At 37.5% G+C, this 25,658-nt stretch carries 14 protein-coding genes; 9 read left to right on the top strand and 5 right to left on the bottom strand.

All coding sequences use genetic code 11. From position 1 onward, the window contains the following. Positions 1-91 precede the first annotated feature (91 nt). The 9 genes from OL225_RS10700 (at position 92) to OL225_RS10660 (ending at position 16,475) form a co-directional block, all read left to right on the top strand. Positions 92-1,897, top strand: coding sequence for a rhamnogalacturonan lyase (locus OL225_RS10700; RefSeq protein ID WP_264518240.1), 1,806 nt, complete (start codon positions 92-94; stop codon positions 1,895-1,897). A 39-nt stretch (positions 1,898-1,936) separates the two neighbouring features. Then, the gene (locus tag OL225_RS10695; RefSeq protein ID WP_264518239.1) at positions 1,937-3,100 is read left to right on the top strand and encodes a glycoside hydrolase family 88 protein; all 1,164 of its coding nucleotides are present in this window, start codon (positions 1,937-1,939) and stop codon (positions 3,098-3,100) included. Between the two features lie 149 nt (positions 3,101-3,249). Continuing rightward, a complete protein-coding gene (gene rhaT / locus OL225_RS10690; RefSeq protein WP_264518238.1) occupies positions 3,250-4,338 on the top strand; it encodes an L-rhamnose/proton symporter RhaT in 1,089 nt (362 codons plus the stop codon). A 289-nt stretch (positions 4,339-4,627) separates the two neighbouring features. After that, positions 4,628-7,666, top strand: coding sequence for a SusC/RagA family TonB-linked outer membrane protein (locus OL225_RS10685; protein ID WP_264518237.1), 3,039 nt, complete (start codon positions 4,628-4,630; stop codon positions 7,664-7,666). A 19-nt stretch (positions 7,667-7,685) separates the two neighbouring features. Continuing rightward, positions 7,686-9,764 (top strand): RagB/SusD family nutrient uptake outer membrane protein, encoded by a 2,079-nt coding sequence (locus OL225_RS10680; RefSeq protein ID WP_264518236.1) that lies wholly within the window; start codon positions 7,686-7,688, stop codon positions 9,762-9,764. 218 nt (positions 9,765-9,982) lie between these two features. Continuing rightward, positions 9,983-12,085: a bifunctional aldolase/short-chain dehydrogenase gene (locus OL225_RS10675; RefSeq protein WP_264518235.1), complete on the top strand. Its 2,103-nt coding sequence runs from the start codon at positions 9,983-9,985 to the stop codon at positions 12,083-12,085. A gap of 224 nt (positions 12,086-12,309) precedes the next feature. Continuing rightward, positions 12,310-13,590, top strand: a complete 1,281-nt coding sequence (locus OL225_RS10670) for a TIM barrel protein (protein ID WP_264518234.1) — start codon at positions 12,310-12,312, stop codon at positions 13,588-13,590. 347 nt (positions 13,591-13,937) lie between these two features. Further along, positions 13,938-15,323, top strand: a complete 1,386-nt coding sequence (locus OL225_RS10665) for an FGGY-family carbohydrate kinase (RefSeq protein ID WP_264518233.1) — start codon at positions 13,938-13,940, stop codon at positions 15,321-15,323. Between the two features lie 3 nt (positions 15,324-15,326). Then, positions 15,327-16,475, top strand: coding sequence for an alpha-hydroxy acid oxidase (locus tag OL225_RS10660; RefSeq protein ID WP_264518232.1), 1,149 nt, complete (start codon positions 15,327-15,329; stop codon positions 16,473-16,475). Between the two features lie 343 nt (positions 16,476-16,818). Here OL225_RS10660 and OL225_RS10655 read toward each other — a convergent pair whose 3' ends face one another. From OL225_RS10655 to OL225_RS10635, 5 genes are all read right to left on the bottom strand, one after another. After that, on the bottom strand, positions 16,819-17,271 hold the full coding sequence (locus tag OL225_RS10655; protein ID WP_264518231.1) for a nuclear transport factor 2 family protein: 453 nt from the start codon (positions 17,269-17,271) through the stop codon (positions 16,819-16,821). 86 nt (positions 17,272-17,357) lie between these two features. Then, positions 17,358-18,404, bottom strand: a complete 1,047-nt coding sequence (locus OL225_RS10650) for a winged helix-turn-helix domain-containing protein (protein WP_213278846.1) — start codon at positions 18,402-18,404, stop codon at positions 17,358-17,360. A 237-nt stretch (positions 18,405-18,641) separates the two neighbouring features. After that, the gene (locus OL225_RS10645) at positions 18,642-19,730 is read right to left on the bottom strand and encodes a twin-arginine translocation signal domain-containing protein (protein WP_264518230.1); all 1,089 of its coding nucleotides are present in this window, start codon (positions 19,728-19,730) and stop codon (positions 18,642-18,644) included. A gap of 175 nt (positions 19,731-19,905) precedes the next feature. After that, positions 19,906-22,044 (bottom strand): hypothetical protein, encoded by a 2,139-nt coding sequence (locus OL225_RS10640; RefSeq protein WP_264518229.1) that lies wholly within the window; start codon positions 22,042-22,044, stop codon positions 19,906-19,908. A gap of 5 nt (positions 22,045-22,049) precedes the next feature. After that, the gene (locus OL225_RS10635; RefSeq protein WP_264518228.1) at positions 22,050-25,658 is read right to left on the bottom strand and encodes a DUF4450 domain-containing protein; all 3,609 of its coding nucleotides are present in this window, start codon (positions 25,656-25,658) and stop codon (positions 22,050-22,052) included.

The raw sequence follows: 25,658 nt of genomic DNA, 5'->3' as shown, positions 1-25,658 counted from the left end.
ATTAATGTAATAGTTCAGAATTATGAATATAAAATATAACTTTATTGTACTGATCATTTTTTTTTCACAGCTCCTTTCAGCACAAAGGCAAATGGAGTATTTAAAAAGAGGAATTGTTGCAGTACCTTCAGAAACAGGAATTTTTGTGAGCTGGCGTTTACTGGGTACAGAACCTCAGAATATTCAGTTTGATCTATATCGTATTGAAAATAATAAAAGCAAAAAGCTGAACGAAAAACCATTGCTTAACGAAACCAGTTTTTTAGATACAACGGCAGACAAAACAAAGAATTACACTTATTTCGTAAGATCCAATACCCAGGAACGGGAGATTGATCAGGATTCTGCGAAGTATGCTGCTAATCAAAAACCTTATTTTTCAATTCCTTTAAGAACTCCGGTGGGATATACGCCCAACGATGCTTCTGTTGCCGATCTTGACGGAGATGGTGAATATGAAATTATCCTTCATCAGACGGGGCAATCCAAAGACAACAGTCAGAAAGGCTTTACAGATGAACCCATTATTCAGGCTTATAAACTGAACGGAAAATTCTTGTGGGAAATTAACTTAGGAAAAAATATCAGGGAAGGGGCGCATTACACACAATTTTTAGTGTATGATTTAGACCAGGACGGCAAAGCAGAAGTCGTTATGAAGACGGCAGATGGAAGCAGAGATGGTAAAGGAAAATTCATCGGGGATCCTTCCAAAGATTACCGGAATGAAAACGGGTTTATCCTTTCCGGTCCTGAATATTTGACTGTTTTTAATGGTGAAACAGGCGAAGAAATTAATACCGTTCATTATATTGTTCCGAGATTTCAGGGCAGCTTGAATCCGACTCCGGAACAGCTTACCGAAACCTGGGGCGATGCGAAAGGAAATAGGGTAGACCGGTTTTTGGGTGCAGTTGCTTATCTGGATGGCAAAACACCCAGCATTATTATGTCGAGAGGTTATTATACCCGAACGGCAATCGCTGCCTGGGATTATAAGGATAAAAAACTCAGTTTACGATGGCTTTTTGATACGGAAAGTTCAAAAGAAAATAAAAAATACCGTGGTCAGGGAAATCATAACCTGAGCATTGCCGATGTAGATAATGATGGAAAAGATGAAATTATTTTTGGTGCAATGACGGTTGATAATAACGGAAAAGTCTTGAACAGCACGGGCTTTGGTCACGGTGATGCACTGCACGTTGGTGATCTGGATCCTTCCTCTCCGGGATTGGAAATTTTTGATATTCAGGAAAGATTTGATGATGCGGGTGCCCATTTCAGAGCAGGTGCAACGGGTAAGGTTTTATGGAAACTACCTTCTTTGATTTATAGTAAACAGGGCAAATTTCAAGGACCGGGAAGAGGACTGTCCTTAAATATTGATCCCCGCTATCAAGGTTCAGAATCGTGGGCTTCAGGAGCTGGTGTGAAAGGTATTTACGATACTAAAGGAAGAAAAATAAGTGATAAAAATCCTGCCTGTAATATGGGAATTTATTGGGATGGGGATTTTTTAAGCGAAATTTTAGACGGAACTTCTGTGTCAAAATGGGATTGGAATAAAGAAAAGTCCAATCTCATTTTTGATGCTAAGGATTTTCAGTGCGAATCTAACAATGGCACTAAGAAAAATCCTTCTCTGGTTGCCGATTTATTTGGAGACTGGCGGGAAGAGCTGATTTACAGAACATCAGATAATCAGGAGCTTCGGGTTTTCAGTTCTACCATTCCTACGAAGCACCGTTTGTATACGATGATGCATAATCCGCAATACCGATTGAGTATTGTTTGGCAAAATGTAGGCTACAACCAGCCTCCTCATACTGATTATTATTTGGATGAATCTGTTTCAAAAGCTCCATTGCCAAATATTTATACAGTTAAACCTTAAATCAACCTTAATCCTTTAATTATCTAAAATAAAATAATTATGAAGCAAGTACTAATGAGAGGCGTTTTTTTTGCGTCGATGTTTGGAGTTTTATATTCCTGCTCAGTTCAGAAACAAACGGTGGCAAAAAACGTTAATCTTCCGGATAAAAAAGAAGTTTTGGACGTTTCACGCAGGGCAAATCAATATTTCATGAACAAATGGCCGGACGCGGGAAAGGAAGTTGTCGGAAAAAAAGTATGGCCAAGTAATTTGTGGACACGGGCTGTTTACTATGAAGGACTGATGGCTCTGTATAAAATAGATCCTAAAAAAGAGTATTACGATTACGCCATCGACTGGTCTCAAAAACACAATTGGGACATGATGCGCGGTACCTATACCCGTAATGCAGACAACCAGGCTTGCGGACAAACGTATCTGGATCTTTATGAAATTGACGGCAAAAAAAATCCGGAAAGAATAAAATTTGTCAAAGCTTCTATGGACAGTATGATTGCCTCTAAAAAATCAGATGACTGGTGGTGGATTGATGCGCTCCAAATGGGAATGCCGATTTTTACAAAGCTGGGCAGAATTACAGGTGAACAAAAATATTTCGATAAAAATTATGAGATGTATGCCTTTACGAAATATAAGCATGGAGGAAATGGTTTATATAACCCAAAAGACAAACTTTGGTGGCGGGATAAAAGCTTCGTTCCCCCTTATAAAGAACCCAATGGCGAAGATTGCTACTGGAGCCGCGGAAACGGTTGGGTAGTTGCAGCTTTAGCGCGTACACTGGAAGATACCCCGGAATCTGATCCGCATTATAAGGAATATTTACAGGATTATAAAGATCTGTTATCAGCTTTGCTACCCATTCAGAGGGAAGATGGCTTTTGGAATGTAAGTCTGCATGATCCTGGCAATTTCGGAGGTAAAGAAATGACGGGAACCGCTCTCTTTGTGTATGGAATGGCCTATGGGCTTAATAAAGGATTGATTGATAAAAAGACATATTTACCCGTTCTCGTAAAAGCCTGGAGCGCAATTGTAAAAGATTCTGTTCAGCCGAACGGATTTTTAGGCTGGGTTCAGGGAACAGGAAAAGAACCTAAAGACGGTCAGCCGCTTGCCATTGATAAGCAGCCTGATTTTGAAGATTATGGTTTAGGTTGTCTGTTGCTTGCTGCAAGTGAAGTGTATCAATTAAAATAAACGAATATTCAAAATAGTTAATTTTCACTGAGTGAATGTATCGATTTAGAAAGCAGGAGCGTTAAGAAACTAATATTACAACATGACACTACAAGATGCGCAATCGATTTCATAGTATTAATTTTCAAATTCAATCCATAAGATAAATTATGAATGCATTATTAGGAGTTTTTTTTCACTTCTTAGGAGGTTTTTCTTCAGGCAGCTTTTATTTACCCTATAAAAAAGTAAAAGGCTGGTCCTGGGAAACCTATTGGTTAATTGGAGGCGTCTTTTCCTGGATCATTGTGCCGCCTCTTGCGGCATTTCTTACCATTCCCGGTTTTTGGGAAATCATTCAGAATGAAAGCTCTTCCATATTGGGGCTGACGTTTTTGTTTGGTGCTTTGTGGGGAATTGGCGGTTTTACTTATGGTTTGGGCGTTAGATATCTTGGAGTAGCACTTGGAAGCAGCATTATTTTGGGGCTTTGTATGGTGTTTGGATCACTCGTTCCTTCCATTTATTATGAATTTTCTCCACAAACAGGAAAAGACAATATCGGTTTGCTGTTTTCCAGCCAATGGGGACAGTTTGTTTTGCTGGGACTTCTGGTTTGTGTCATCGGAATCATCATTAGTGGAAAAGCAGGAATGATGAAAGAAAAAGAGTTACAAACCGATTCAACAGATCCTCATGGTCTAGAAGTAAAAACGGAATATAAATTCGGGTTGGGATTAATCGTTTCTATCATATCCGGTGTTTTAAGTGCATGTTTTAACTTCGGACTGGAAGCAGGAAAGCCAATGGCAATCGCAGCCAATGAAGCCTGGAAAATAGCTAACCCGGATCAGGGAGAATTCCTTTTTCAAAATAATGTAACCTACATTGTTGTGCTTTGGGGTGGTATGGCAGTCAATCTGATCGGGTGTTTGTACTTAGCTGTTAAAAATAAATCTTATACCGATTATACCAAAAGAAACGTACCGGTGGTGCGTAACTTGATTTTCTGTGCACTTGCCGGAACTATGTGGTTTTTACAGTTCTTCTTTTATGGTATGGGCGAAAGTAAAATGGGAAATGGCGCCAGCTCATGGATTTTACACATGGCCTTTATCATTTTTATTGCCAATTTATGGGGAATTATCATCAATGAATGGAAAGGAGTTTCCAAAAAAACAATTATAACCATTTCTGGCGGAATGATTGTAATGTTTGTTTCTATTTTGATTGTAGGATACGGAAATTCTTTACGATAAAATTCATTTCACATTCATCCATTCATATAGTTTCAGAGTTAGAATTTTAGCTCTTTTAAAGGCACTGAAAAATCAGTGTCTTTTATTAAAAATAGAGGGATTTTTAATTCGCGGTTTAGTTAAGTATTTTATAAAATAATTAGTGATTTACAATTGTTTTGTTGTTTATTTTAAAATATAACTTAAATATCGTGGCTGATTGTGGTAAATCGTTAATATTTAAATACAGGATATTGCAGGATGCCCGGATTTTTGTAACGGTGTATTTTGGTAACATAAAAATTAACATATGTCTTTAATAGTTAAACATAAAAATATAAAGCGAATCGTCTTTCCGGCATTTATGCTTTCAACAAGTTTTGTCTGGGGGCAAAAGACGGTAAATGATTCTGTGAAAAACACAAAAGATATTGAGGAAGTGGTTGTTATCGGTTATGGTAAAGTTAAAAAGTCAGACTTAACAGGATCTGTTTCTTCAGTTTCTGCAAAAGATTTGGCAGCTACACCGGCAATGAATGCTTTACAGGCGCTGCAGGGAAGAGCATCAGGTCTGAATATCGTAACAGCAGGTGGTGCTCCGGGTGCCAATGCCAACGTTACGATCAGAGGTGGTTCCTCCATAACTCAAAGTTCCGATCCGCTGTATATTGTAGACGGGTTCCAATTGGATAACGCTTTGAATGTGATTAATCCCAATGATATTGAAAGTATCGATGTACTGAAAGGTGCTTCTGCCATTGCCATTTACGGAGCTCGTGGTTCCAACGGTATTATTGTTATTAAAACTAAAAGTGGGAAGAAAGGAAAAACGACTATCACCTACAATACTTTCATGTCATTTGATATGCTTTCAAAGAAACTGGATATGCTCTCCAATGTGGAACAATATGTAAAGTATCAGTACGAATTGGGAGTTCTTCAGTCTAAACCATCAGCGTGGAGTAATGTTTTTGATAATAATCTGGGAACCGATGCACCGGGATTCTATTCCGGAGCCAATCAGAGAATTGCCAATCGCTACGGATCTGCTTCTGCATTAGATTGGCAGGAAAAAATGCTGGGAGGAACGGGATTAACTCAGAACCACAACGTAAACGTTTCTGTAGGAAATAATAAGACACAGGCATTCATCAGTTATAATTACAATAAACAGGATGGTTTGCTTCAAAACTATAGTGAGACAAGGAATTCATTACGTGCCAATATCAATTCAGAATTGTATAAAGGGGTAAGAGTAGATTTCAATACCATGTTTACGAACAATTCTGTAAACGGTGGAGGAGCTTATTCAGGAATGAAAAAAATTCTTCTTCAGCCTATTACCGGTGGTACATTATTTACCCAGGATCATTTGTTCAACACTCAGACTTTCCCGGATTTTTCAGCGCTGGACTCTGGTTTCGATACAGAAAACCCATACATAGAAACCCAGGCTTCAACTTCAAACAAGCGTACCAGAACATTCGTAGCCAATGCAGGTATCGAATTTGACTTTCTGAAAAACTTCACATGGAGAACTGCCGGACAATATAGCTGGATAAACAGCAAATCAACATCATTTTCAGATCAAAACTCCCGTGCGTTCCTCACAGATCCTGTAAACACAGGGATCAATGGCAATATCGCCAATGCAGAAACATTCCGTTATCAGATCACGAATACTTTGAATTATAATAAAAGGTTGGGTGAAAAACATAAACTAAATGCTTTAATAGGGAACGAAATCTGGTATGAAGAATCCGAGGGAAGCAGCATGAAACTTACAAAATTCCCATATCCTAATTTCGGACTGGATGATATTGCCAACGCAACGGTTGCCGATAAAAATACAGATAGATCAAGCAACAGCTTACTTTCCTATTTTGCCCGGGTAAATTATAATTATGATAATCGCTATTTAATTACAGGAACAATACGTGCGGATGGTTCTTCAAAATTTGCAGAAGGATCCCGCTGGGGGTATTTTCCATCTGTAGCAGGTGCATGGCGTGTTTCTCAGGAAAATTTCTGGCAGGGTCATAAGATTGATAAAATCGTTAATGATTTTAAATTAAGAATTGAATATGGAGTAACAGGTAACAATGGTGTCTCCAATAACTTATGGAGAACCAATGTTTTGCTTACAGATTATCCAATAAACAATACTCAGGGATATCCGGCATACGTTACCAGTACAAACTGGGGAAATCGTGATCTTCAGTGGGAAGAGCTGAGAACTACCAATATTGGTGTAGATCTGGCGTTTTTCAATAGCAGAATTAAATTGACTTCCGAATGGTATCATAATAACGTAAGCAAAATGCTTTTCGAAAGTGTACTTCCCGTTTCTTCAGGATATTCGAGACAGTACCAGAATATCGGTTCTATGAGAAACAGAGGGATGGAATTCACATTAAATACGGTGAATGTAAAATCCGGAAACTTCAGATGGACGACAGATCTTAATATCTCTTTTAACAAATCTAAAGTTCTTTCTCTTGAGAACGGACAACTGAATAAAACATTCAGTGTAGGAGGCAGCAGAACGGGAATGGTGACCTACTATGCAACGGTAGGAGAAGAACTGGGAGATATGTACGGGTATATTTATCAGGGAGTTTACACTACGGATGACTTTACCCAAAATTCGGACGGATCTTTAACCTTAAAGCCGGGCGTTGTAAAACCTGCAACCGGAACTCCTAAACCGGGCGATATGAAATTTGCTGCTGATAATGAATCAGGAGATCAGTTTACAAGAAAAATGCAGAAGATCGGAAACGGTACTCCGGACTTTATCGGAGGAATCAGTAATAATTTCTCTTACAAAGGTTTTGACCTGGCTGTATTTATGAAATTTAGCGTTGGAAATGATATTTATAATGCCACTAAACAAAGCTTAAGCCCATATGCGATGTTCCAGAATGTTCCTTCAGAATTCGGGAATAATTATTATCATCTGATTGATCCTAATACGGGGCTGGCAACAACCAATTTAGTAAGATTAAAAGAACTGAATCCAAACGAAGACTCAAGCCTTTGGAGTTTAAGCAATACAAACACTTCAAATATTGCCTACCCATCATCATACTATGTAGAAGACGGTTCTTATCTGAGAATTGCCCAGGTGACATTAGGATATTCTTTTCCTAAAGAATTTTTGAATAAAGTAATGTTGTCCAATGCCCGCATCTATTTTACTGTTAACAATTTAGCAACAATTACAGGGTATTCAGGTTATGACCCTGAAGTTTCTGCAGCAAGCGGGGTGACTGTTACACCTGGGTACGACAGTTCTACGTATCCCCGTTCGAGAAGCTATGTTCTTGGCCTTAATTTAACTTTTTAATGATGTAATATTTAAAATCATGAAATATATATATAATACTCCCATGTTTCTAAGAAAATTAGTCATTCTTCCCTCAATTTTCGTTGCTGTTTTAGCGATGAATTCATGCAGTGACGATTTTCTGGATCAACCCGCTTACAATTCATTGGATACAGAATCCGTATTTAAAAATATAGATACTGCAGAAATGTTTGTTCTGGGTTGTTACAGAGGTATAGTTCCAACAGAAATGTATTATCAGTTAGGAGCCGGAGACACAGTAACCCATTCTTCAGAAGATGGCTCTACCAATAATTCCAAATATAATATTGCCAACTATCAATATGATGCATATACCCCCAATACGGTAACAGGAATTTACTCTGCGATGTATACCGTTATTGAAAGAACAAATATTGCAGTCAGCGGATTAAGCAAAATGGAAGCAAGCCCAAAACGTGATGCTTTATTAGCTGAAGTTAAGGCCATCCGTGCATTTTGTTATTATAATTTAATTCGTGTTTACGGAGACGTTCCTTCAGTTTTTAAACCTTTGGATGAGATGGATCCGAATGACCCGAATACATTGTATCCAAAACGTACTTCAAGAGACGAAATTTATGATCATATCATTGCTGATCTTCAGGAATCCGTAGTCAACGTTCCAGGTTTTGGACAAAGTGGATATGCAACAACAGAACGTTTAACAAAACATGCAGTGAATGCCCTATTGGCAAGAATTGCTCTTTACGCAGCAGGATATTCCCTTCGTTGGGATCTGAATACCGGAAGTGGAGCCATGATGTCGCGCCGTAGTGATAACAGCAGAATTCAGGAGTTGTATCAGATTGCGGATAATGCCTGTGCGGCTATTATTAACGGAGGAAGCAATTCTTTGGTTCAGGCTCAGGGCGGTAAAAGTGGTTTTGAAGCCTTGTGGTTCAATTTCTGCCAAAGGAAATTTTCAGTCACAAACTCTGAGATTCTTTGGCAGGTTGCAGAATACGGGGCAAATACAAACTCAGCTTTCGGAGTCTACGCTAATGAAGGGTCTCGTGGAGGAACGTATGGATCTAGAAAGGCATTGCAATTCATTCTTCCTAGTTATTATTTGTCTTTTAATCAGGGAGATACACGTAGGGACGTTTCTTGTACTTCTTACAGTGTATATTTCTTAAACAATGGTAATGCAAGTGACACCTGGGTGAATGCCGGAACTACATATTCATGTATCCTGTCAGGTAAATTCAGAATGGGATGGTGTATTGCGCCCCAGGCTGCAGACGCCCGTAATTTAAATATTCCTGTTTTAAGATATGCAGATGTTTTATTAATGTATGCAGAAACTCAGAACTATCTAAACGGCGGACCTACCGCTGCAGGAACCACTGCTTTAATGCAGGTAAGAAACCGTGCAGGAATTGGTTCTGTACCTGCTCCGTCTGGTCAGCAGGCATTTGAAGCCGCTATTGTTCAGGAACGTAAATGGGAATTTGCAGGAGAGTTTAATCTTCGTACAGACTTGATTCGTATGAATCGTTTGGCAAGCGAAATTGATGCAACAAAACAAGCGATGAAAAACCTTTCAAACAAAACGGGAGCCTATGCAAATACACCTGTTTACAGACTTTATAAGCTGGAAAAAAATGCACAGATTTATGGTGATCCGTTTTTAGCATTAAAATATATTGATATTACGAACCCTGCAGAAATTGCAGTAATTACTAATGTTCCCACAAGTTCTGCAGGCTTTGAGAATTATCAGACCGCATTACGAGATATTGCAGTAGCACACGGACAAACCACTACAACAGATGATAAATGGTATCCTGCGAATATGTTCCAGGCTTATAACAGTACATTTAACAGCAATGCAAAAAGGACAGCCGGATTTATCGGAGCTGCTGCAGGCCAGCTTCAGATCGGTAGTATCATCTATACCAAACCAACCGGTTCAGCTGAAAACGGAGGAACGTATCCAAACTGGATAGAAGGTGGAGGAGACGGCCTTTTCTATGGATTTGTACCGAATAAAACAGAATTGCTGCCTTTTGCAGCACAGGCGGCAGGTCATCCGTTAGTTGATAATCCAAATCTGTCTCAGCTTCCCGGATATTAATCAAATTAACCTCAAAGTATATTTTAAACCAATCTTTTTAATCACAAAATAGTAATTATAAATATCCTCAGCCGGATTGTTTTATAAAGATAAATTGACTGACAAGAATTTAAACATTAATTTATCTTTAAATACAGTATTTACCAGTATAGTACGGGATGCTGTAAAAAATATTACAGTCTAATTTTGGATAGAAATTCAGAAATATAAGTAAACCAATGGAAAAAGTAAAAACATTCAAATACGTAGACTATTTATGGGATGAAAGCAAAGCAGCATCTTTCGGAAATGATCAGGTGGCTTTATTTTTATACCGCTCAAACATATTAGGGGCAGATTTAAGAATTACCAATTACGGAGGAGGTAATACAAGCTGCAAAACCATCGAAAAAGATCCCTTAACTAACGAAGATGTTGAGGTGATGTGGGTGAAAGGCTCGGGTGGTGACATCGGAACACTAACAAGAAAAGGGATTGCCGGATTATACACAGAAAGATTAAGAAACCTGAAAAATGTGTACCAGGGATTAGCAGATGAGGATAGAATGGTGGGCTTATTCAATCACTGTATTTTTGATCTGGACAGTAAAGCACCTTCCATTGATACACCTTTACATGGTTTACTTCCATTCAAACACATCGACCACCTTCATCCGGATGCTTTAATTGCGGTAGCTGCCGCAAAAGACAGCGAAAAAATTACAAAAGAAATCTGGGGTGATACAATGGGCTGGGTTCCATGGCAGCGTCCGGGTTTCGACTTAGGATTACAATTGGAAAAATGTTTAAATGATAATCCCGGAATCAGAGGAATTGTTTTAGGAAGCCACGGATTATTTACCTGGGGTGATACTTCTTATGAATGTTACATCAACAGCTTGGAAGTTATCGAAATGGCTTCTGAATATATTGCTGGAAAAATCGAAGAAAAAGGACAGGTTTTCGGTGGTCAAAAAGTAGAATCTCTTCAAGCTGATGAGCGCAAGAATAAAGCAGCTCAGTTGATGCCGTTGTTACGTGGTCTGGCTTCTTCCGAAAGCAGAATGATAGGTCACTTTACAGACAGTGATGTGGTTCTGGAATATATAAACAGTAATGATTTGGAGCGTTTAGCACCACTTGGAACTTCCTGTCCGGATCACTTTTTAAGAACTAAGATTCAACCATTAGTTTTAACTCTAGATAAAAATGAAGATTTAAGTGATTCTAAAGCTATTTTAGAAAAATTAACTCCTCTTTTCCAACAATACAGACAAGAGTACAAAGCATATTACGAAAACTGTAAACACCCGAACAGCCCTGCGATGCGTGATCCGAATCCCGTGATTATCATTTATCCGGGAGTAGGAATGTTCAGTTTCTCAAAAGATAAACAGACTACCCGTGTAGCTAGCGAATTTTACGTCAATGCAATCAACGTAATGCGTGGAGCAGAGGCTATTTCAGAATATACCTCATTACCAAGACAGGAAGCTTTTGATATTGAATATTGGCTGCTTGAAGAAGCGAAACTGCAAAGAATGCCTAAAGAAAAGCCATTGTCAAGAAAAATTGCTGTTGTTACAGGAGCTGGAGGTGGAATAGGGCAGGCTATTGCTGACAAAATGATTCAGGAAGGTGCAGTCGTTGTTTTTACAGACCTGAATAAGGAAGCTTTAGATTCTGTTACAGAAAAATACAGCAAGGATCAGGCTGTAGCAGTTACTTGTGACGTAACCAATGAAGAGGCTATTGCTAATGCTTTTAAAGACACAGTTTTAGCGTTCGGTGGAGTAGATATCATTGTTCATTCTGCTGGCTTGGCGATTTCCAAATCCTTGGAAGATACCACTACAAAAGACTGGGATTTATTGGAAAATGTTTTGGTGAAAGGTCAGTTTTTGATGGTTAAAAATGGGGTGGAGATCATGAAAAAGCAAGGCTTGGGAGGAGATATCATTAATATTGCAAGTAAAAACGGATTGGTTGCCGGCCCAAATAACGTGGCATATGGAACTGCAAAAGCTGCTCAACAGCATATGACAAGATTATTGGCAGCAGAGTTGGCAACAGATAAAATCCGAGTAAATGTTGTAAATCCTGACGGGGTAATTGTAGGGAGTAAAATCTGGGAAGGATCCTGGGCAGAAGGCCGTGCAAAAGCAAACGGAATTTCTGTTGAAGAACTGCCTGCATTTTACGCAAAGAGAAATTTATTAAACGAAATTATCCTTCCTGAAGATATTGCAAACGGAGTTTTTGCATGCGTTGCTATTTTAGATAAAACCACAGGAAACATCATCAATGTAGATGGAGGGATGGCAAATGCTTTCCCAAGATAACAGATTAAAAACAGTACCCACAAAAGCGTTTTTTGACACTTAAGTTTATTAAGTTAACTATAAAAATGTAAAAAAGAGCACCTAAGTTTTTTGAAAATCTTTGATTTTCTTCTTATATGGACTTTTTATTTTCATTGATTTAAACTTTTTAAAAGCTTAAGTGTTCTAAAGTGTTTAAAAATAAAAAGCTTTTGTATCTATAAATCAATTCAAAAAATCAAAGCATGATTATAGGAAAAGATATCATTGAACAATATAACAAAACAGAAATTGAAAACTTTACGACAGATTTCGATTTTCTACAAAATAAATTAACAAAATCAGGAGCTAATGTTGCTGAGATTGTCAACAAAATTGCTGATTTCCAGGTGGCTATTCCGAGCTGGGCTTTAGGAGCGGGAGGAACCCGTTTTGGAAGATTTTCTTATGGTGGTGAGCCTTCTTCTTTAGAGCAAAAATTAGATGATGTAGGTTTAATTCATACTTTAACACATTCTGCAGGAGCTGTTTCATTACACATTCCATGGGATATTCCAACTGATGTGAAGGCCATTAAAGAAGTAGCTGCATCTCACGGACTTGTTTTAGATGCCATGAATTCTAATACATTCCAGGATCAGGCAGGCGCTAAACACTCTTATAAATTCGGTTCTTTGAACGCTGTGAACGAAGATTCAAGAGCCTATGCCGTAGAACACAACAAAGAAGTGATCAGGATAGGAAAAGAATTAGATTCAAAAAGCTTAACGGTTTGGCTGGCGGACGGAGCAAGTTTTCCGGGACAATTGAATTTTCAGACAGCATTGTCAAACACAGAGAAAAGTTTAAAAGAAATCTATGCAGAAATGCCTGAAGACTGGAAACTTTTCATTGAATACAAGCCTTACGAACCGAATTTTTATTCAACAACCATTCAGGATTGGGGAACTTCGTTTATGTTGGCAAATGCTTGTGGTGAGAGAGCTTATACGTTGGTAGATTTAGGCCATCATCTACCGAATACCAATATTGAGCAGATTGTTGCAACCTTGATGTACAAAGGAAAATTAGGAGGTTTCCACTTCAACGATAGCAAATATGGGGATGATGACTTAACGGTAGGTTCCATTAAGCCTTATGCTTTATTCTTGATTTTCAATGAATTGGTATACGGAATGGAAAATAATCCTCAAAACCCTTATCCGGCCTGGATGATCGATGCAAGCCATAATATTAAAGATCCGTTGGAAGATTTATTACAGTCTCTGGAAGCTATCCTAATTGCTTATGCACAGGCACTTTTGGTTGATCAGAAAGCATTAAAAACAGCTCAGCTGAATAATGATGTCGTTGGTGCGCAGGATATTTTGCAAAACGCCTACAGAACAGATGTTCGTCCATTATTAAGAGCTGCAAGATTGCAGAAAGGTGCTGCTTTAGATCCGATCGCAGCTTACAGGAGTTTAAAGGTGAGAGAAAATTTAATTATTGAAAGAGGCCTAGAAACCAAAGCAACGGGATTATAAAACCCTTTTTTAAAATTGATAATTTCAACTTTTGAGTGCAATCGAAAATTTTTATTATATGTATCCTTATATTTTTATCATTAAGGTTGAAAGTGTTTGGAGGTAGGATCTTGCTTTTTGCTGCTTAAGAAATAAGTGGATTTTTTCTTAATTCATCGTATCATCTGAACACTCCTTAATGGTGTTTCAATAACTAAATTTAAAATTATTGAAACACGAATCAAATATCACAAATCAGCATTGTGACATTTGTGAAGATAGTAGCGTCACTTGTGTTAAAACAAAAAAAATAAATTGCTTTGCCGCTTCGTTGTTGCAATGACAAAAAATAAAAATTCATCCCAGAAATGTCTAAAAAAAAGGTAACCATTGTATTTGATATTGGAAAGACCAATAAAAAGTTCTTTTTATTCGATAAGAATTATAAAGAAGTTGTCCGGGAATATACAGAATTACCACTCATTACTGATGAAGATAATTATCCTGCGGAAGACCTTTCAGCCTTGCAGCATTGGATAAAAGATAATTTTAATGCCATTCTTGATCATGAAGAATATGAAGTAAAAGCCATCAATTTTTCCACATATGGAGCAAGTTTTGTGCATCTGGATCAGAAAGGAAATGTTCTGACTCCATTGTACAATTACACCAAACCGATGGATGAGGAAATTCTTGATTTATTTTATGAAAAGCATGGAAGCAAACAGAAAATTGCCCGTGAAACAGCATCACCCCAGGCTGGAATGCTTAATTCAGGTCTGCAATTATTCTGGCTGAAATATAAGCATCCGGAAATATTCAGAAAAATCCGTCACAGCCTTCATTTACCTCAATATTTATCGTATTTGTTTACCGGAATTTGTGTGTCGGAATTTACTTCAATAGGCTGTCACACCAATTTGTGGGATTACGACAAAGCTGACTATCACGACTGGGTGTATGAAGAAGAAATAGACGCTTTATTACCACCAATTGTACCGACTTCTGCGAGTATCAATACTTCTTACAGAAATAAAAAAATTAAAATCGGTGTTGGGATTCACGACAGTTCTTCAGCGTTATTACCTTATATTTTAAGCAAAAAAGAACCGTTTTTACTTCTCTCAACGGGAACCTGGAGTATTTCGTTAAATCCTTTTAATGATGAAAGCCTAATTGATGAAGATATAGAAAATAATTGTCTGAATTACATGCGAATTGATGGGAAACGTGTAAAAGCATCCCGTCTTTTCATGGGAAATGAATACAAAATCCAGGTTGAAAAACTATGTGCTTATTACGGAAAAGAATATGGTTTCCACAGAGAAGTGCAGTTTGATCAGGGTTTGTATTTGCGCTTAATGAAAAATAAAAATATCTATTTTCGCTTTGAAGGAATTATTTTAAAACGAAAAATGATCAGTGAAACAGATTTAAAATCATTCACTACTTTTGAAGAAGCATATCATCAATTAATGATAGAACTGATGGATTTACAGATTCATACCATCAAAAATGCAATCGGAAATTCAGATATCGAAAACATTTATATCGATGGCGGATTCACTGATAATGAAGTATTTATGAAGCTTATGTCTCATCATTTTCAGCATTACAATGTGATGTCTACACATTCTCCGCTGGGTTCTGCATTGGGAGCTTCCATGGTGATTTCGAACAAAAAAATAGACGAAACTTTTTTACAGCAGCATTATCAGATGAAAGTGCTTCAACCGTTAATTCTTAATTTATAAAACATGGCATTTCCATTTGATACCCGTTACGCTTCGCTTGAACTTTTAATCGAAAAGGCAAAAAAAAGAATGCCCCGTTTCGCTTTCGAATACCTGGATGGCGGTTGCAATGAAAACATAAACCGGGACAGAAATACGAGCGAACTAAGAGAAGTTCTTCTTCGTCCACGTTATCTGAATAATTACAGTGAAACCAACATGGAAACTGAATTGTTTGGAGTAAAATATTCTGCGCCTTTCGGAATTTCTCCCGTTGGGTTACAGGGACTGATGTGGCCCAATGCTCCCGAAATTTTGGCAAAAGCTGCTTTTAAACATAATATTCCCTTCATATTAAGTACAGTTACAACAAGCAGTCTTGAAAGAATTTCCGAATTAACAGAGGGAAAAGCCTGGTATCAATTATACCATCCGAAAGAAGAATGGCTGCGCGATGATATTCTCGACCGTTGTGAAGCTTCCGGATACGATGTACTTGTTGTTTTGGCTGATGTTCCGACTTTTGGATACAGAGCAAAAGAAATAAGAAATGGCTTATCAATGCCGCCTCAAATTAATTTCCGAAATGTTTCCCAGGCTTTGGTAAAGCCGCAATGGTGTTTAGAGATGCTGAAACATGGTGTTCCGAGTTTTGCAACGATGAATAAGTATATGGATAAAAATATGAATGTGAAACAGCTAGGACAGTTTATGAATTCTACCTTTTCCGGCAGATTGAATTCAGACAGAATCAAGGCGATTCGTGACAAATGGAAAGGAAAATTAGTCATTAAAGGTGTCGCTTCAGACGAAGATGTCGCAGAAGCAGTTCGTTTAGGTTTCGACGGAATGATTATTTCCAATCATGGCGGAAGACAGCTTGATGCGGGTGAATCTACGATTGCTGTAGTGAAAGAAATCAGCGAAAAATATAAAGGTCAGATCAAAATTATGATGGACAGTGGTGTAAGAACCGGCCCGGATGTTGCCCGCGCTTTAAGTTGTGGTGCTGAATTTACCTTTATGGGAAGGACTTTCATGTATGCAATAGGAGCTTTAGGTGACAAAGGCGGTGACCATATTATTGAAATGCTTAAAATGCAGTTCAGACAGGTGATGGAACAGGTTTGCTGTGAAAAACCGGAAGATTTGCAAAACTTCAGAGTGAAATAAAATCTTTAAGGTTATATTAATATTCAATTGGAACGGGCTTTAGCCCGTTTTTCATTGTAACAGATTCTTATTGACTTTAGTCAAAATGTAAAATTCTGTTTGCGGATTCCAAAATATTTTTAAACGAAGATTTAAAATAGTAAAATGCATTATTTAAGGAAGCAAAGTATTGCAACAAAGTTGCTGATGAAGTTAGCTTTATTAGAATCAATTTATTGATTCCATTCTTTGCTCACTTACATAGGCAGTATGATAAATAAAACTTTGAGTTAAAAAAATGACCACTTCAAAATAAAAATTCGCAAAGACAGCTTTGCGAATTTTTTTATGATAATTTGAAAATTTATTTGTTCTTTTCAGCATTCACCGCCTTAACCGCCTGTCTCGCCAATAGCTTCCAGTCATTTTTTACTTTTACCCAAACCAATAAGATATCCAGCGTCACATCTCCTGGTGCTTTTCCGGCATCAGCAGTCGTTGCATAAAAATGATGACGGACAATGGCTGTATTACCAACAATACTTACTGTTTGATTGGTAATATTAATCGTTACAAAATCAGACTTTTTGCTGGCCAGTTTTTCTACAAATTCCCTGGCATCATCAATATGGCCTCCTGAATGTCCGTAAGTTAATTCCGGCAGGATTAAAGATTCTAAATCAGATTTTTCTCCGCTTATCATCGCTAATCTGAACTTTTCGGCAACAGCATTTACAGCCTCCTTATCACTTATTTTCTGTGCTGAAATACTTATTGCCATCATAAAACCAATGGCAAAAATTAATTTTTTAATCATAATTGAATAATATATTTTGATAGTATTTAAAAGTGTTTTTATTCTAAATTCGAAAGTATAATTCGTGTAATCGATTGCATAACTATTTATAAAGAATCTCTCTGAATAAACTTAAAGACGTTATTCACAGATTCTTTTTTATTTTTCAGAATCATATAGGCAGCAGATTCTCCCATAGCTTTAAAATCTGTAGTAATTACCGTAATTCCCAGTAGTTCTTTAAGAGGCGTTTCATTATAGGAAATAATTCCGATGTCTTTGCCTAGTTCAAGGTTTTTCTGTCGGATTTGCTTAACCAGGTTCACCAGATCCCGTTCCCGAATCGTGATGAAAATATCTTTATCCTGCAATTCCATATCGGGATAAATTTCGTCAAGAATTTCATAATCCAGTGTAAAATCTTTACAAAACTTCTCAAAACCCCGTACAATACGGAAAGGGTAGGGATGAATGGATTTGTCGGGATACACTAAAATTATCTTCTCGTATTTCTTTATTTTGTCTAAACCTTCCTTTAAAGCATTATAAATATCATGCTCGAAATCCTGAAAAATAGAGCCGTATTCTCCGGAAATATTAGGCTTGGTATTGTCTAACAACAGCAACTTGTTTTTCGGGATCTGTTCAATCATATCTAAAACCTGCTGTGTTGAGCTGGTATGTTTAGACTGTTCGTCACGGAAATGGGGCATAATCACGTAATAGTCAAATCCGCCAAGATTCTTTTTTAAAGAATTAATGAAAAGTGTTTCGTCACAGTGGTAAATATACATCTCAATATTGCCTTTGGTACCGATTGCATTGACGAAATAATTATAAATCATCATTTTATAAGTACTCGGTTTGTTGATCAGGAAGAAAATATTGATCACATCATTTTTATTAATCCGTGAAATATAATATCCTTTTCCTTTTACAGATTCGATGATTTGTCTTTTCCGGAGTTCTTTATACGCTTTTTCTACCGTATCTCTTGAAAGAAAGCACGACTCGCTGAGTTCATTTATAGAAGGGATTTTCTCACCAATCTTAATCTCTCCGCTATCAATTCCATTGAGAATAGAATCTACAATCTGTTTATATTTAGGAACTCTGGAATGCTCATTGATTATTATTTCAAATGTTTCTGCCATGATGTTAAAGTAGGAGATGTTTATTTCAGTTTAAAGAATAATTTAAAGGTTAACGAACGGGCTAAGGCAAGTTACAAATATTTATAATATTAATTGTAATTGCAATGGTTTTACTATAAATTATAACGGAAAAATAGAATTTTAGTATACAAAGTTAAATACAATATGCAAAAAACTTAATAATATACCTTGACATGGTAATTAGAAAAGTAAAAGAAACAAAGAAGGAATTGAGAATTAAATTGTAGTGCTTGTAATTTCAAAGACAAAAGAGGTAGAAGTTTCAAACTTTCCTCCCTGTGTTGCTCCAAACAGGAATTTAGGGGTTATACCGTCTTTGTCCATTAAAATCATGGGACGTTCTAATCTTCCGAATCGTTTTAAATGACTGGATGGTACAGGTTCCTTAATATAACTTTTCATATCAAGGTAAGCAATTTTCGGTTTGGACCAGTTAAGGCCATCCCTGGAAGTTAAATGTAAACCGTATTCATGGTTAAAGAACCCCATATCACGGGCTACTATATGAAATTTTCCATGTTGTTTCCAGATAAAAGCATCTTCCAGCTGGGCATTGTCAGGCTGTAATGAAAAATCGATGACTGGATTTTTCTTCATTTTCTCGTAAGGACCTGAAGGGTGATCAGCCTTTGCCAGTCCGTATTTTCGGTTTCCTCTTACCGGACCTTTCTGGTTTTCATATTCTTCGGTGTTCCAGGATTTATAAAAAAGCCAGAATTTTCCATCATTTCCTTTTATAAAAGCAGGATTGGTAGTACAATGGTCGTCCCATGCGCCTTTTTCTCCGGGAAGTAGCAGAGGTTTTTGCGGCCTTGCCCAATCTCCGTCAAGACTTTTTGAAGTGGCAAGCCCTATTCTTTTGGTATTTGTTTTTCCGTTTTGGTTACCCATGTAGAAAAGATAATACTCATCTTTTACTTTGGTAATTAAAGGATTATGACAGGTCGTGGCATCCCAGAATTCGCCGCCTCTAGGGGTAAGAATAATTTGTTTATGCTTGAATTCATCATAGGGAGAATCTGCTTCTGCACGGCAGATTTCAGAACCGTTGAGCCAGCCGCCCATCCCTTTTTCTTTTTTCCATCTTGAATAAAAAAGATGAACCTTACCGTCTTCGCCCCAGATTGGAGAATTACACCAAATGTAATAGTTCTCCAATGAAAAGGTACGCCCAATTGGTTTTAAACCGAAATAAGGTTTGTCGGAAGATGAACCTGTAAATGACAACCCCAGAACCCCAGCTGTGATCCCAAGGGCTGAAGTCTGTAAAAAGTCTCTGCGTGTAAAGTGTCTGGGTTTGTCCATCTCATCTGATTTACGGCTAATTTAGTTTAAACATATCAACAGACTGTCCTGTACTTTCGGTGAACTGTTTAGCCGGAATTTATCAGCCTTTGGATTTGAAAAAATTAAAACTAGTGCATAAAAAAAGCCCACCCTAAGGCAGACTCTAACTACTACTACTATATGAATATGAAATTTAAGGCATCTTTTTAAAACCTTCCGCTTTTATTTTCCATGAACCGTCTTTTGGAAAACCCGGAAATTTACCTTTGGAACTGTCCCAGCCTTCGAGCATCATGGCAACAGTCGTTAAAACACCTCCGTTTCCGGGAAGATAAATACGAAGACGTTTATCCTGAAAATTATGACCGTTTTTAAGATAGGTATTAGTCTGAATATTCATAAAAAGTGCATCCAGAGCTTTATTTGGAAGCCCCAGTCTTGCGGCGTTCATGGCCGTCATCGGGAAATCCCAACCCCAGGTGTGTTCCCAGTTCCATCTTTCCCAAACAATGTCCAGTGTGTTTTTCATAATTTTTTTATCCAGTTTCGGGGATTCAGGAACCATTCCTAATGCTCCCAGAACAGCCGGATGATCAGTCATCCATTTCGGAAAAGTGAAAGAATCTTTTGCAGATTCGGTTGATAAATAAACGCCATCCTGAATAGGAAGCGGGGCTAGTTTTGCAATAACCTCATCCCATTTTTTATCTCTAGGCTGCCCCAATCTTTCCTTCCATTGTTGAGCAACTTTCAGTGCCCAATCCCAATAAGCCACTTCATAAGTCGGGTTGTACGTATTCTTTGCAGGGAAAACTTCCTGTGCGGGAATAACGCCTTTTCCTAGATTGTAACGGTTTTTCTCTTTATCATAATGAGCATAATCTGCCATAAATTCGGCTGTTGCAAAAATAAGGTCTTTATATTTTTTCAAAACTTTTTTGTCCTGTTTATCGCGGTACAGAAGTTCGGTCATATAGATGATGTGCGGTTGTTCCCAGATCAGGAATGCAGCCACAGAAGATGGGCTTTCATTTCCTTCATTATCAGACATTTTAATCCACCTTACGCCTTTGTAGCCTTGTCTTTCTGCTAATTTTTTTGCTTTTTCAAAAGTCCTGAAATAATAATCCAGTTGTTTTTCTAAAATCTCAGGTCTTCCCCATAAAGCGTAGTGAACACCATGCCACCAATGCATCTCTGTATGTGGTTTTCCGTACCAGCTGTTGAAGGTTAATCCTGTTTCCTGTGGCGGGTTGCTTCCTCCGCATTGTACTTTTGTTAAATATTCTGACAGAACAACCCTGCGTTCCAATTCGTTGGCTCTGGGGTCTGTACTTCCTTCAAAGTCAACTGCTGCACCGCTTTTCCAGAAAAGTTCCCATCCCAAAGCGCTTTCTTTTTCTGCATCAGCAAATAATGTTTTCCTGCTTTTCGGATTTTTAGCTGAAAACTCAACACTTAATTCTATTTTTTTGCTTTTTGAAGATGGTTCTAATACAAAATAATGTTTCCCTGCTTCTCGTAATTTCCCTTCTGTAAAATAAAACTGGGTATAATAATCTGCACTCTGCAACTGATGATGAATGATACCCTGCGTTGATTGTGAAGAAACAATTCTTGTCGTATGATCGTTTTCATTGCCATAAAAAGCAGCGTCATCCAAAAACTGTCCGGTAGGAGAAGGATAGCGTGCGAAAACTTTTAACCTGTTTTGAGCAATCAGATCAGACTCAATTTTAACTCCGATTTTATCAGAGTTCTGAAAAGAAGCCGTCCAGACTTTTACAGGAATTCCGTCCAGTGAGAATTCACTTGTTATAATTCCTGTCCAAAGATCAATTTTTTGATGAATGTTGGTAAGGTCTGAAATTTTTGCTTTCTGACCATCTTTTTTAAGTAGTTCAATACCGATATTTCCTAATTGCAGACGATGTTTGTTGACTCTGAAATACTCAACGGCTCCTTTATTTCGTTCAGGCTCTTTAAGTTGCACACTGTACATTGCTTTACGTCCTTCATTGTTGAAATCGTATGCTTTTAATGTTTCCTCAAATGTATAATCTTTAGTATTTGGAAAACTGTTCCAGCCCCATTCTGACTGGGTTCCCAAGGAAACTCCATTTTTGTAATATTCAGGAAACGACTGCATTCCGGTAATATCGGCTGTGTAGGCAAATTTTCCGTTTCCAACCGTTAAAGTAGAAAGGGTATCGGCTTTTATGTTGACCACATTGTGACGCTGCACTACTTTCTTCCGGTCTATTTTCTGAGCAGTTAATGAAGAAAAGCTTATCAGAAAAAATCCAAGATATACTGCTAATTTTTTACTCATATTTTTTATTTAAGAATAGTGGCACTCATCAGTCCGATAACTATATCGTTGCTCACTGCTGTTAATTTTATTGATTTTAATTCTCTGTTTGGGTCAATCGGAAGATCCAGAATGGTTGCGGCACCGCCTTCAACAGCCCGGCTGCTTACTCCTTTAATTTCTGAATATTTTGTTAAACTTCCTCCTTTGTACAATTCCCCGGTTTTCAGCTGAACCCGGTACGGAATTTTATCGTCCGGAATTTCAAAAGCAAAATTATCATCAAACAAATCCTGCTCTATAGGCCACCAGTTTATGGGATTTTTTAGTTCTAATGCCGTAACCGAACCATCTGAATATTGAATTGTAATCGTTCCATTGATAATTTGTGACTGCATCGGATTGGTAGAACCTGCCATCAGAAAATAGATTTTCTTTCCTTTTCCCGTAACAGGAATTTCAACCGATTTAGGAAAATTATCCCATTGACTTGTAAAGACAATATTTTTCGCTTCGTTATTAATTAAAAAAGGAATTCCTAAGAACTCTAGTTTCCCGTCTTTTCGTTTTTTCATCAATCCGCTGTCATCAATTTGAGTTGTGGTCAGCGGGTAACACCAGTTTCCGATTCCTTGCCACGGAAGCTGTAGAGTAGGGACATGGAGTCGTGGTGAAAGATATTTTTGATTGAAAATTTCAGTTACTCTCTCATTATATTCTGAGGCTAATGAAACGGGATTGAATGCGCCTTTATTTTCAATTTCCCAATCTGTTATTTCTACATTTTGCCTGATTCCATTGTATTCAAGCTGAATAAAGTTGGTTCCCCTGCTTAAAACATTTGCTGGAATTTCAATTGAAGTATTTTGATTTTTTTGAATTGAAAAACTTGTACTTAAATTATTAATACTCAATTTTCCATTGATTATATTGAATGATTTAGACTGAATTTGTAGTTTTTTATTCGCCCATTTTGTTTCCAAAGGAAATCGGATGTCAACATTTATAGGTTGCCACCAAGTTGTTCCGTTTTGCTCGACTTGCACGAAAAAAGTTCCTTTTCTTTCCTTTTGGTTTAATTCAAACTTGTGGTTGGCCAACCCGTCTTCTCCCTTTGGTTGAGTCCACTCCTCCTGAAGAGGGGAATTTTTTATTAATCCCTGAGGATCATAAATATTTTTGATTTTCTTTTTTGTATCAAAATTCAATTGAAAATTTTCGGAAATATAAGTGATGTAATCTGTTTTTTCTGTTTTTAATTCATCTCCCGAATACGTAATTTCAACGGTGAACTCTTTCCCTTTCTCTGTTTCTAACCTTACAAAAGGTTGTAAAATAGAATTTGGATATATTTCAAATTGCACTTTTTTACCATTTACCGTTACTGATTTTATTTTGGAATGATTCACAGGGATCGATACATCAAGCGAAACTGCATGGGTATAATTTGATTTAAACCAATAACTCGTTTTTTTTGAAATTTGGTTAAATTTAAATTCCCAATCCTTAAGCTTTAGTTCTGCAAAATTCCAGTCTTTGGGAAACCCTGGTTTTATAGTGATTTTATTTTCTAATAATTTGGGGTAGATTCCGAAAAGACCTTCCGTTAAAGTTCTTGCAGCCACACCAATTGGATCGGCAAAATCACGGTACAATTCCCCGCGAAAAGCATCATAGTGAGATAATTGCTCAAAATTTCCCGGACTGATTCCGTAGTACATACTTTCGGCCAGATTGCCTTTCCAAAGTCGATAGGCTTCATCATTTCTTCCCGCCTGCCAATATGCCAAAGCTGTTTGTAAATTCTCTGCCAGCGCTACATTATTAATTGACCAATCATAAGGCTGCCAGCTGGTGGTGGAAAGGGTGTAATAATCTTTATTAATTTCTCCTTTTACTGTTATAGGAATCTTCGGAATATGATTGTTGATGTACTGTGTGTTTTGATAATCCTCAAATTCATTTAAAATATAAGCATCCGAAACATGATAAATAGACCATATTCCGGGCTTATCGTGAAGTACCTGATTCCCCAAAGCGTCTTTATATTCAGAAAAATACCCTTTGTTTTTAATCCAAAGCTCGTTTTTCATAGCTTTTAAAATGGATTCAGCTTCTTTTTCATACGGAATAGGATCTTCGCCAATGATTTTGGCCAGTTTTGCCATTTCACGGTTAGCTCTGTAATTATAGGCAGAAGTGTGGGTTACTTTTCCACCAGAATACTGCAAAGCATCGCTCGCCCAAATGGCAGCATACGCATCATAAAGATTGCCCCGTTTGAAGTTTCGTTTTTCCCAATCAATGTGACGGACCATTGTAGGCCACATTTTTTTTAAAAAAATTACATCTCCCGTGTAGTTGAAATGAGAAAACATCTGATCAAAGAAAACCAGATTCATATCATAATGATGAGGTTTTGAATGGTCATTGGGATTTCTGGAAATATATCCGCTTGAGAATACCGAAGTTCCCATTTCTTCTTTGTGTCTTGTCAGATGCAAAAGTGTGTCCATTTCAACGGGTGCCGAATCGGGTTTTAAAACCTGAGAATTGGAATAGCTTTCAAAGTGTTCTTTTGCCCGATCATGCCAACTGAGAACATCGGCGGCGTAAGCTCCTCGCCAGGCATTTAGCCTCATCCTCCAGGCAACTGCGCCATGAAGAAATGTTGGACTTTCCCAAATGCCATCTGCGGCAACGGCAAGGGTAGCTCCGAAGCTATTTAAATCCGAATCCGGAGTTTTCAACTGAATCCGGCTGATTAATGATAAACGGGATCGTTCAGCTTCATTAAAAATGCCTGCAAGTCGTTTGTCTGAAATATTCTGATCTGATTTTCCTTTTTTAATCTGAATATAAACCGGATTTTTTTGCGCTGAATATGCTGCGTAAATGATCGGAGATTTTTCTGTTTTATTTTGTGTAAAATCAGATAATTTTTCCAACGTTTTCGCCTCTGTCAATTGTAATGAATTGGCGTTCGAAAAACTTCCGCTGATGAACTGGTTTTCTTTTTTCTTGTTTAAATAAGTAAGCTCAAATTGGTTTTTATTAATTTGAAACTGATTATTTTCACAATATTCCGGAAGCAAGTAAAAACCTGATTCCGGGTCTGCACCGATGTCGCCATTTCTGCTGAATGTTTTTCCGCTTGCTCCACCATAAACAGCATAAATCTTTGATGAAGGATCTACATTTATTGTCTCCATTTTTAAGATCAAACCTTCTTCTTCAGATTGTGCTAAAACCGTTATTTTTAAATTTCCATTTCCAAGAATATGATCTTTAATGGTATATAACATCATTCCCGGACGATAACGGGTTTCAATGATATCGGCCTGAATTAATTTTTTAATTGAATTTCCTTTATGAATAACAAACTGAAGATTACCACCCATTCCGGGAAGATACAACGCAAACTCCGGCAAATCTCCGGCTTCTACTCTTGAGGCGAGGTTGTTACCATACAAAGCACGGTTGAAGCGGTATTTCCCGTTAACCAGCAAAAAATCACCTTTGTCTTCTTTGTAATGCAGCGCTCTTTCATTTTTCTGCCAATGTCTGGATTGGGAAAAAGAGTTTGAAAAGGCACATAAAACAATAAGCCCTGCTAAAATGGATGTTCTTCGCAT

It is taken from the genome of Chryseobacterium viscerum, assembly GCF_025949665.1.
GTDB classification, from domain to species: Bacteria; Bacteroidota; Bacteroidia; order Flavobacteriales; family Weeksellaceae; genus Chryseobacterium; species Chryseobacterium viscerum_A.
Note: the sequence above shows the minus strand (reverse complement) of the source record. Positions and strands in the feature narration are given on the sequence as shown.